Here is a 9,416-nt window from a genome sequence, read left to right as displayed (position 1 = left end):
CGAGATGGAGGCCTACATGGCCGAAATGCGCGCGACGCTTGAGCCCATGGGCTATGTCTGCGAGCAGTTCCCGAACCCCTCGCCCAAGGGCGGCCCCTTCCTGATCGCAACCCGGCACGAGGGCGACAATCTGCCAACCGTGCTGACCTACGGACATGGCGACGTGGTCCGCGGCATGGAGGGTCAGTGGGCCGACGGGCGCGACCCCTGGACCCTGACCGAGGTCGGGGACCGGCTGTACGGCCGCGGGATCGTCGATAACAAGGGCCAGCATTCCATCAATATCGCGGGACTCAACGCCGTCCTGAAGACCCGCGGCAAGCTCGGGTTCAATTCCAAGATTCTGATCGAGTCCGGCGAGGAATCCGGCTCCCCGGGACTGGCCGAGTTCGCGAAGCAGCAGAAGGCGAAACTGAAGGCTGATTTCCTGATCGCCTCCGACGGTCCGCGCATCAGCGCCGAGCATCCGACGGTCTTCATGGGCTCGCGCGGCGCCTACCCGATGGACATCACCTGTGATCTCCGCGAAGGCGCGCACCATTCAGGCAACTGGGGCGGCCTGCTTGCCAACCCGGCGGTGATCCTTGCCCATGCGCTCGCCAGCATCGTCGACCGCCGCGGCCAGATCCGCGTGCCGGAATGGCGTCCGACCACCCTCACCCCGGCGATCCGCGCCGCGCTCGCCGAGTGCGAACTCGAGGCGGAGGAAAACGGCCCGCAGATCGATCCGAACTGGGGCGAGGAATCCCTCACCCCGATCGAACGGGTGATCGGCTGGAACAGCTTCGAGATCCTCGCCTACACGGCCGGCCTGCCGGATAAGCCTGTCAACGCGATACCCGGCCGGGCGACCTGCCGCGGCCAGCTCCGCTTCGTCGTCGGCACCGATCCGGAGGACATCGTCCCGGCGCTCCGCCGTCATCTGGACCGGGAGGGCTTCCCGATGGTCACGGTCTCGGACGCCGACCGCGGCTACATGAAGGCGACCCGGCTTGAGCCGGACCATCCGCTGGTGCAATGGGCGGCGAGTTCGATCCAGCGCTCCACCAACAAGAAGACTGCAATCCTGCCGAACCTCGGCGGCTCGCTGCCGAACGACGTCTTCAGCGAAACCCTCGGTCTGCCGACCATCTGGGTGCCACACTCCTACGCCTCCTGTTCCCAGCATGCCCCGAACGAGCACGCGCTGAAGCCGATCCTGCGCGAGGGCCTGCAACTCACCGCAGGGCTCTTCTGGGATATCGGCGACGGCACCCTGCCGAAGAGCTGGTGACGTCATGACAAAGCGCCGGGTCCTCTCCGCCGAGATCAGTCACGAGACAAATACTTTCAGTGTCTTGCGAACCGATCTTGATGCGTATCTCCGCCGCCAGTGCTATTTCGGCGACGATATAGCGAAGCACATGTCCGGCACGGCGACGGAGATCGCCGCCCATATCGACGCCGCGAAGAAATACAATTGGGACCTGATCCCGACCGTAGCCGCCCATGCGACGCCGAGCGGCATGACCACGGCGGAAACCTGGGAAAAACTCTGCGACACCGTGCTCGCCGGCCTCGATGGCGGGCCGGTCGACGGCGTGATGCTGGCGCTGCACGGTGCCATGGTGACGGAAAGCAGCCTCGATGGCGAAGGCGACCTGCTGGCCCGTCTCCGCAAACGTCTCGGTCCGGACGTGCCGATCGCGGTCACGCTCGATCTCCATGCCAACGTGACCGACGAAATGGGCGAGCTCGCAGATTTCACTGTCCCTTACCGGACCTATCCGCATATCGACCAGTACGAGGCAGCGACTGAAGCGGCCGGATTGCTGCAGCGGGCGATGGATGGAGAGGTCCGGCCCGTGACCGCGGTCGCGCGCTGCGCCACCCTCGACGGGCTCAATCACGGACGCACGCAGGAAGGGCCGATGGTCGAGGCGCTTGCCCGGGCGGCGGAGATCAAGGCGGGCGATCCGTCCGTTCTGGAGATCGGCCTCTGCGCAGGTTTCGCCTGGTCGGATCTTGCAGAAGCCGGCCCCTCCGTCACGGTGACGACAGACGGCGACGAGGCCAAGGCGAAGGCGATCGCAGCTGAGTTCGCAGCGTTCATCTGGGAAACGCGGGATCAGAATACGGTTCCCCTGCTCTCCCTCGCCGAGATCGAGACGAAGATCCGCTCCGGTCCGACCGGGAAGGGTCCGCTCGTCATCGGCGACACGACCGACAATCCCGGCGGCGGCGGATACGGTGACGGCGTGCGCCTGCTGGAAACGATCATCGCCTCGGGGAACGACAACGCCGTACTGGCCGCGATTTGCGATCCCGCGGTTGCCGACCAGGCCCACGCGGCAGGAACCGGAGCTACCATTAACGTCAATCTCGGCGCCAAGGTCGATCCGGGCCACTACGGACCGCCGATCAAGGCGGAGGCGCGCGTGCTCGCCCTCAGTGAGACCGGCGCTTTCGTCTGCGACGGGCCGATGTGGGCTAATATGGAGGTCCGCCTTGGCAAGTCGGCGCTGATCGAGATTTCCGGCGTGAAGGTCGTGATTGCCAGCAGCAACCTTCAGGTGACGGACCAGCAGGCATTGAAGTTATTCGGCCTGGACCCCGCTGCCTTCGATGTCATCGGCGTCAAGTCCTCGCACCATTTCCGGGCCGCCTACCAGCCCGTGGCGCGCGAGGTCGTTCTGGTCGACAGTGGCGGGCTGGTCTCGCAGGACTACAAGAGCTTCACATACAGGCACCTGCGGCGGCCGATCTGGCCGATTGACGAAATCACAGTCTGAGCGGCTTCATCGGCGGACGGGCGAGGGTCCGGAATTCCCGGCTCATACCGGAGGCAGGACAGCTACAGCCGGTGCCGATCGAGTGTACACTCGGTCTGCGTCCACATTTTGCGAACACTCGAATACGACACAGCACTTTCCCTCGTCGGCGAGCGAGAAATTTTTCGCTGAATCCTTTGCCTTCCGACCGATTTAGTCCAATTCCACGCTCAAGAAGGAAAAAACAAATCAAATCCCGTATTTAAACATGTCTTAAATCTTATCGACGAAAACCTCCTTCGGAAAACACCGGACCTCGTCTTGGTGAGGTTCAACATAACCAGGTTCGAACAGAACAGAATCCGAAGGATACAGAAATGCTCAAGAATTTCGTTCTTGCCGTCGCCATGCTCTTCACTGTTGCGACCGCCGCCAGTGCCGCTGATTACGCCACTCAGGACGAAGCCAAAGCCATGGCCGAAAAGGCCGCGGCTCACGTGAAGTCGGCCGGCATGGAAACCGCCATTAAAGACTTCATGACCCCGGGCGGCCAGTGGCACGACCGCGACCTCTACGTCTTTGTGTTCGACGCCAAGGGCACCACGATCGCCCACGGCGCGAAGGCCTCCCTCGTCGGCCGCGACCTGACCGGCCTGCGCGACGTCGACGGCAAGCAGTTCATCAAGGAATTCCTTACCGTCTCCGACGCCGGCTGGGTCGACTACAAGTGGCAGAACCCGACCACCAACGCGGTAGAGCCGAAGTCTTCCTACATCATTAAGGTCGGCACCGACCTCGTGGGCGTCGGCGCTTACAAGCAGTAATCGGTTCGAAAAATACCATCCGGGGGCGGCCGATCCGCCCCCGGATTTTTGATAAGAAAATCAGGGTCCGGAAAATAGCAAAATGCTCAAGAACCTGCCGATCATCCAGAAAACGCTCATCGCTCCTGGTATTGCCTGCCTGATGATCCTCGTGATCGCGGCAGTGTTCTTCATTTCGTCGCGGCAAACGGCGAACCTGCAGAACCAGGCCGACATGGCGCAAAACCTGGTGCTGAAGACCAAGGACCTGCAGGGCACGGTCAATGCCGGACATGCAACCCTGTTCCGGGCCCTGAGCTGGCAGCAATCCGGCGTTTCCGCCGATGACGTCGCAAAGGCCGCGAATGAGGCGCGCGAAATCTTCGCAGACGTCGATCTCCAGTTCGACGAGATCGCGGCGATCTCGAGCGAAGAGAACGCCGAAACGATCAAGGAAATCCGCGCCGCTTTCGGCGAATACCGGAAGGTTGCGGTCGAGACCCTCGAAACGGTCTCCGTCGATGCCTTTCTCGCCTCGATGCTGATGACCGACGCGCATATCCGTCTGCTCGATGTCTCGGGCAAGATCGGCGCTCTCTCGGGCTCCATCATCATCAATGCGAACAAAATCCGGCAGGAAGCCGAGACCGCCCGCCAATTCGCGGAATTCGAGGTTTTGGCTGTCGTCGTCGTCGCCTTCGTACTCGCACTCGCCGTCGGCGTTTTCGCAGGCCGGGCCATTACCACGCCGGTGCGCCGGATCACGGCCGTGATCAAGGAGATCGCCGACGGGAACAGCGATACCGAGATCACCGATCAGGACCGCCGCGACGAGGTCGGATCAATCGCTGAAGCCCTTGGCGTCATGAAACAGGGCCTGATCGAGCGCGAAGAAATGCGCGCCCGTCAGCAGGCCGAAGAACGGGAACGCGCTGCCCGTGCGCAAAAGATCGAACAGTCGATCAAACGCTTCGAAGGCATGATCGGCCAGTCGATGGCCGAACTGAACGACATGGCGTCCAACCTGAACACGACCGCCACGGAAATGACCGAGGCGGCCGGGCAGACCAACCGCCAGTCCGATCAGGTCGCCTCCGCCGCCGCGCTCGCCTCAACGAACGTCAACACCGTCGCCGCCGCAACCGAGGAACTGTCGGCCTCGATCGGGGAGATCACCCGCAAGGTCTCCGATGCCTCCAACATCAGCCATTCGGCCGTCGAGGAGAGCCAGCAGACAAACGCGCAGATGCAAGCGCTGGCCCAGTCCGCCGACAAGATCGGCCAGATCGTCACGCTGATCCGGGATATCGCCGAACAGACCAACCTGCTGGCCCTCAATGCCACCATCGAAGCCGCACGTGCAGGCGATGCGGGCAAGGGTTTCGCGGTGGTCGCCTCCGAGGTGAAGAGCCTCGCGAACCAGTCCGCCCAGGCGACCGAAGAGATCTCCACACAGGTTCAGGAAATCCAGCAGTCCAGCGCCGCCGCGGTGGAGGCGATCAACCGGGTGACCGAACTGATCTCCAACCTGTCGGAATCCTCGACCATGATCGCGGGGGCCGTCGAGGAACAGTCCGCCGCGACCTCGGAAATCTCCCGCAACGTCCAGGATGCCGCATCCGGCACGGAAGAAGTGACCAGCAGCATCGCCCATGTGAACGAGGCGACCTCGCGCACCAGTGCCGCCGCGGAGAATGTCACCGGGACCGCGTCCCGCATGAACCAGTCGGTCAGCACCCTGCGGAGCCAGGTCGACTCGTTCCTCGCCGAGGTGCGTGCCGTCTAGACCGGGGATATCATCGTCATACGAAAACGGCCGGATTTGAATCCGGCCGTGTGTTTTTTCTGCTCTTTCTGTTCTACCGGACCGCCCGCCTCGATCCAGGCCCCGAGGCCGCCTTCGAGATGCGCGACCGGGGTCAGCCCCATGTCCTGCGCGGTCTTGGCCGAGAGCGCCGAACGCCAGCTTGCGGCGCAGTAGAAGACGAAAGTCTTGTCCTCGCCGAAGAAGTCCTTGAAATAGGGGCTCGCCGGGTCGATCCAGAATTCGAGCATGCCGCGCGGAACGTGGCGGGCGCCCGGAATGCGACCGGTCTTGGCGACCTCGCGCACGTCGCGCACGTCGATGAAGGTCACGTCGTCGCGGCCGACCATCGCCTTCGCCTCCTCGATGCCGAGAATGCGGACTTCCCTGTTGGCCTCGGCCACCATGGATTCGACGGTCTTGATCTGCTTGGCGCCCATCGGGCCCTCCCTCGGATTGATTGTTCCGGGAGAGCCTAGGACGGGCGCCAGCGGGATGGAATGGCCTTTCGGGAACGGGAGCTTTGCCGCCCCTCGCCCGATCTGGAAATCAGCCCTCGGCCGCAACCTTCTTCGCGTGCTTCTTGCGCTCGTGGATATCGAGGTAGCGCTTGCGCAAGCGGATGTTGTTCGGCGTCACCTCGACCAGCTCGTCGTCGTCGATATAGGAGATCGCCTTTTCCAGCGTCATCCGGATCGGCGGCGTGAGCACAATCGCATCATCCTTGCCGGCGGCGCGGAAGTTGGTGAGCTGCTTCGACTTCAGCGGGTTCACGTCGAGGTCGTTGCCGCGGCTGTTCTCGCCGATCACCATGCCCGGATAGATATCCTCGCCGCCGCCGATCATCAGCGGGCCACGTTCCTCGAGGTTGAAGAGCGCGTAGGACGAGGCCTTGCCCTTCTCCAGGCTGATCAGCACGCCGTTGCGGCGGGCCGGGATCGGACCCTTGTAGGGGCCGTAGCTGTCGAACACGCGGTTCATGATGCCGGTACCGCGGGTATCGGTCATGAACTCGCCGTGGTAGCCGATCAGGCCGCGCGACGGGCAGCGGAAGGTCACGCGCTGCTTGCCGCCGCCAGACGGACGCATGTCCATCAGCTCCGCCTTGCGCTGCTGCAGCTTCTCGACGACAGCGCCGGAATATTCCTCGTCGACGTCGATCACCACTTCCTCGATCGGCTCAAGGCGCTGGCCGGTCTGCGGATCGGACTGGAACAGCACGCGCGGACGGCTGATGGAGAGCTCGAAGCCCTCGCGGCGCATCTGCTCGATCAGCACCGCGAGCTGCAGTTCGCCGCGGCCAGACACCTCGTAGGCGTCCTTGTCGGCGGTTTCCTTCACCCGGATGGCGACGTTGCCTTCCGCTTCCTTCTGCAGGCGGTCCCAGATCACCCGGCTGGTGACCTTGTCGCCGTCGAGGCCGGCGAGCGGACTGTCATTGACCGAGAAGGTGACCGCGATGGTCGAGGGATCGATCGGCTGGGCCTCGATCGGCTCGATCACCGACGGCACGCAGATCGTGTCGGCGACGGTTGTCTTCGCGAGACCGGCCAGCGCGACGATGTCGCCGGCTTCGGCTTCGTCCAGCGGAACGCGCTCAAGACCGCGATAGGCGAGGATCTTGGTGATCCGGCCCTGTTCCAGCAGCTTGCCGTTTCGGGAAAGGGACTTCACCGTCAGGTTCGGCGTGACCCGTCCAGACTCGATCCGGCCGGTCAGCAGACGGCCGAGATAGGGATCGGCTTCGACCGTGGTTGCCAGCATGCGGAACGGCGCGTCGAGATCGACCTTCGGGGCCGGGACATGACGGCAGATCAGCTCGAAGAGCGGACTCATGTCGGTACCCTTCTCGTCCGGCGTCTCGCTCGCCCAGCCGGCCTTGCCGGAGGCGAAGAGCGTCGGGAAGTCGAGCTGCTCGTCGTTCGCCTCAAGCGCGGAAAAGAGATCGAACATCTCGTCCTGCACCTCGTAGGCACGCTGCTCCGGCTTGTCGACCTTGTTGACGACGACCATCGGACGCAGGCCGAGCTTCAGCGCCTTGCCGAGCACGAACTTGGTCTGCGGCATCGGGCCCTCGGCCGCATCCACAAGCACGACGACGCCGTCGACCATGGAGAGGATGCGCTCGACCTCGCCGCCGAAATCGGCGTGGCCCGGCGTGTCGACGATATTGATCCGGGTGCCCTTCCACTCGACCGAGGTGCATTTCGCCAGGATGGTGATCCCGCGCTCGCGCTCGATGTCGTTGCTGTCCATGGCCCGTTCCTGAACCTGCTGGTTCTCGCGGAAAGTGCCGGTCTGTTTCAGCAGCACGTCGCACAGCGTGGTCTTGCCGTGGTCGACGTGCGCGATGATGGCGATGTTTCTGAGGTTCATGAAACGGCTCCAAACGGGACCGCCGCGCGCCGCTTTCCGGCGCGGTGCCAGCGTCCAAAACTGCGATGAATTCCCGCGGGCGTCTCCGGCCCGGACTTAAGTCAAACTGGGGTCAAACTGGGTCGCCGCTAAAATACGGATATTGCAGCGCAAAACAAGCGCTGGATTGCATGGCTGCGTCCCACGGAAGCGTGATCTCGCGAGGCCTTCCCGGCGCGCTCCGGATATGAGAACGTTTCACGAACAATTCAAGGGCCCCGGGACATGGGCACGTCGAAAGAGCTGGCCGACTACATCACCGACATGCTGGAGCCGCTCGGCGAGATCCGCGCGCATCGGATGTTCGGCGGCTACGGCATCAAGTACGGCGAGGTGAATTTCGCCCTGCTGTTGGACGATCTGCCGTATTTCCGCACCGACGATGCGAGCCGTCCGGTCTACGAGGAGCATGGCAGTTCGCCCTTCCAGTACATGCGGAAGGGCAAACTCGCCACACTCGGCAATTACTGGGAGGTTCCCGCGGACATCCTCGAGGAGCCAGATATCTTCCGGCACTGGGCCCGGACCGCGATTGAGGCGGCGATCCGGGCGCACAAGCCTAAGCGCAAGAATCCGGCCTAGCCGACGAGCGTCACCCTGCCTTCCAGCGGATAGGCCGGATCGTTGTAGCCCGGCGTCGAGGGGTGGCCTTCTGGAACCAGTTCGTTGATCAGTGCCTCGTCCTCGGCCGTGAACTCGTAGTGATAGGCCTTCGCGTAGGCCTTCCACTGTTCCATCGTGCGCGGGCCGACGATGGAGCCGGTGACCAGCGCGTTGTTCAGCACCCAGCCGACGGCGAGATCGATAATGGTCGCGCCCTTGGACTCGGCATGGGCCTTGATCTTCTCGGCGATCACGAGGCTCTCCTCGCGCCATTCCGTCTGCATCATCCTCTTGTCGGCGCGCGCCGCCCGGCTGCCCGCCTCCGGCTCCGCACCGGGCTTGTACTTGCCGGAGAGCACGCCGCGGGCGAGCGGGCTGTAGGGGAAGACGCCGAGGCCGTAATAATCGCAGGCCGGCAGATGCTCGGTCTCCGGCATCCGGTTCATGGCGTTGTAATAGGGCTGGCTGACGACCGGGCGGTCGATGCCGGCGGCATCGCAGAGGTTGCAGATCTCGGCAACACGCCAGGAGCGGTGATTGGAAACGCCGAAATAGCGCACCATGCCGGCGCGGACCAGGTCGGCCATGGCGCCGACGGTCTCTTCCAGGGGCGTCGAATGGTCTTCCTTATGAAGGTAGTAGATGTCGATATAGTCGGTATCGAGCCGCGCCAGCGAATCCTCGCAGGCCTGCAGCATCCATTTGCGGGAGAGACCGCGGGCGTTCGGATCCTTGTCGTCCATCGGGTTGGCAAGCTTGGTCGCAAGCACCCAATATTCCCGCTCCGCCGCGATTGCCCGTCCGACCACCCGTTCCGACTCGCCGCCGTTATAGGCGTCCGCCGTATCGATGAAGTTCAGCCCGAAATCGCGCGCCTCGGCGATGATCTCCCGGCTCGCCGCCTCGTCCGTCGGCCCGCCGAACATCATCGCGCCGAGGCAGAATTTCGACACCTTGAGGCCCGAGCGGCCAAGATTGCGGTATTCCATGTGATCCCTCCCCTGAAGCATCCGGCCCCCTCACGGCCCGGCCCGTCTTGAA

General features: G+C 63.6%; 8 protein-coding genes. 5 read left to right on the top strand and 3 right to left on the bottom strand.

From position 1 onward, the window contains the following. The 4 genes from JJ959_RS18745 to JJ959_RS18730 form a co-directional block, all read left to right on the top strand. A partial coding sequence (locus JJ959_RS18745; RefSeq protein ID WP_292887166.1) for a M20 family metallopeptidase occupies positions 1–1,273 on the top strand: 1,273 nt, incomplete at its 5' end. Between the two features lie 4 nt (positions 1,274–1,277). Further along, positions 1,278–2,771, top strand: coding sequence for a M81 family metallopeptidase (locus JJ959_RS18740; protein WP_292887165.1), 1,494 nt, complete (start codon positions 1,278–1,280; stop codon positions 2,769–2,771). Positions 2,772–3,127: 356 nt separating this feature from the next. Beyond that, positions 3,128–3,574, top strand: coding sequence for a cache domain-containing protein (locus JJ959_RS18735; protein ID WP_292887164.1), 447 nt, complete (start codon positions 3,128–3,130; stop codon positions 3,572–3,574). An 82-nt stretch (positions 3,575–3,656) separates the two neighbouring features. Continuing rightward, a complete protein-coding gene (locus tag JJ959_RS18730; RefSeq protein ID WP_292887163.1) occupies positions 3,657–5,339 on the top strand; it encodes a HAMP domain-containing methyl-accepting chemotaxis protein in 1,683 nt (560 codons plus the stop codon). On the opposite strand, the gene JJ959_RS18725 is transcribed toward JJ959_RS18730, so the two are convergent. Continuing rightward, positions 5,336–5,797, bottom strand: coding sequence for a rhodanese-like domain-containing protein (locus JJ959_RS18725; RefSeq protein WP_292887162.1), 462 nt, complete (start codon positions 5,795–5,797; stop codon positions 5,336–5,338). The two genes, JJ959_RS18730 and JJ959_RS18725, sit on opposite strands and share 4 nt — an antisense overlap. 109 nt (positions 5,798–5,906) lie before the next feature. Next, positions 5,907–7,733, bottom strand: coding sequence for a translational GTPase TypA (gene typA / locus JJ959_RS18720; RefSeq protein WP_292887161.1), 1,827 nt, complete (start codon positions 7,731–7,733; stop codon positions 5,907–5,909). 264 nt (positions 7,734–7,997) lie between these two features. Between typA and JJ959_RS18715 the strand changes: the two genes are divergently transcribed. Further along, entirely contained in the window at positions 7,998–8,354 is a 357-nt protein-coding gene (locus tag JJ959_RS18715) for a TfoX/Sxy family protein (protein ID WP_292887158.1), read from the top strand. On the opposite strand, the gene JJ959_RS18710 is transcribed toward JJ959_RS18715, so the two are convergent. Next, complete coding sequence (locus JJ959_RS18710; RefSeq protein WP_292887155.1) at positions 8,351–9,364, bottom strand: aldo/keto reductase; 1,014 nt, start codon at positions 9,362–9,364, stop codon at positions 8,351–8,353. The two genes, JJ959_RS18715 and JJ959_RS18710, sit on opposite strands and share 4 nt — an antisense overlap. Positions 9,365–9,416: the final 52 nt, after the last annotated feature.

This window comes from Nisaea sp., from assembly GCF_017640745.1.
Taxonomy (GTDB): domain Bacteria; phylum Pseudomonadota; class Alphaproteobacteria; order Thalassobaculales; family Thalassobaculaceae; genus Nisaea.
This window is presented reverse-complemented; position numbering and strand designations above follow the sequence as displayed.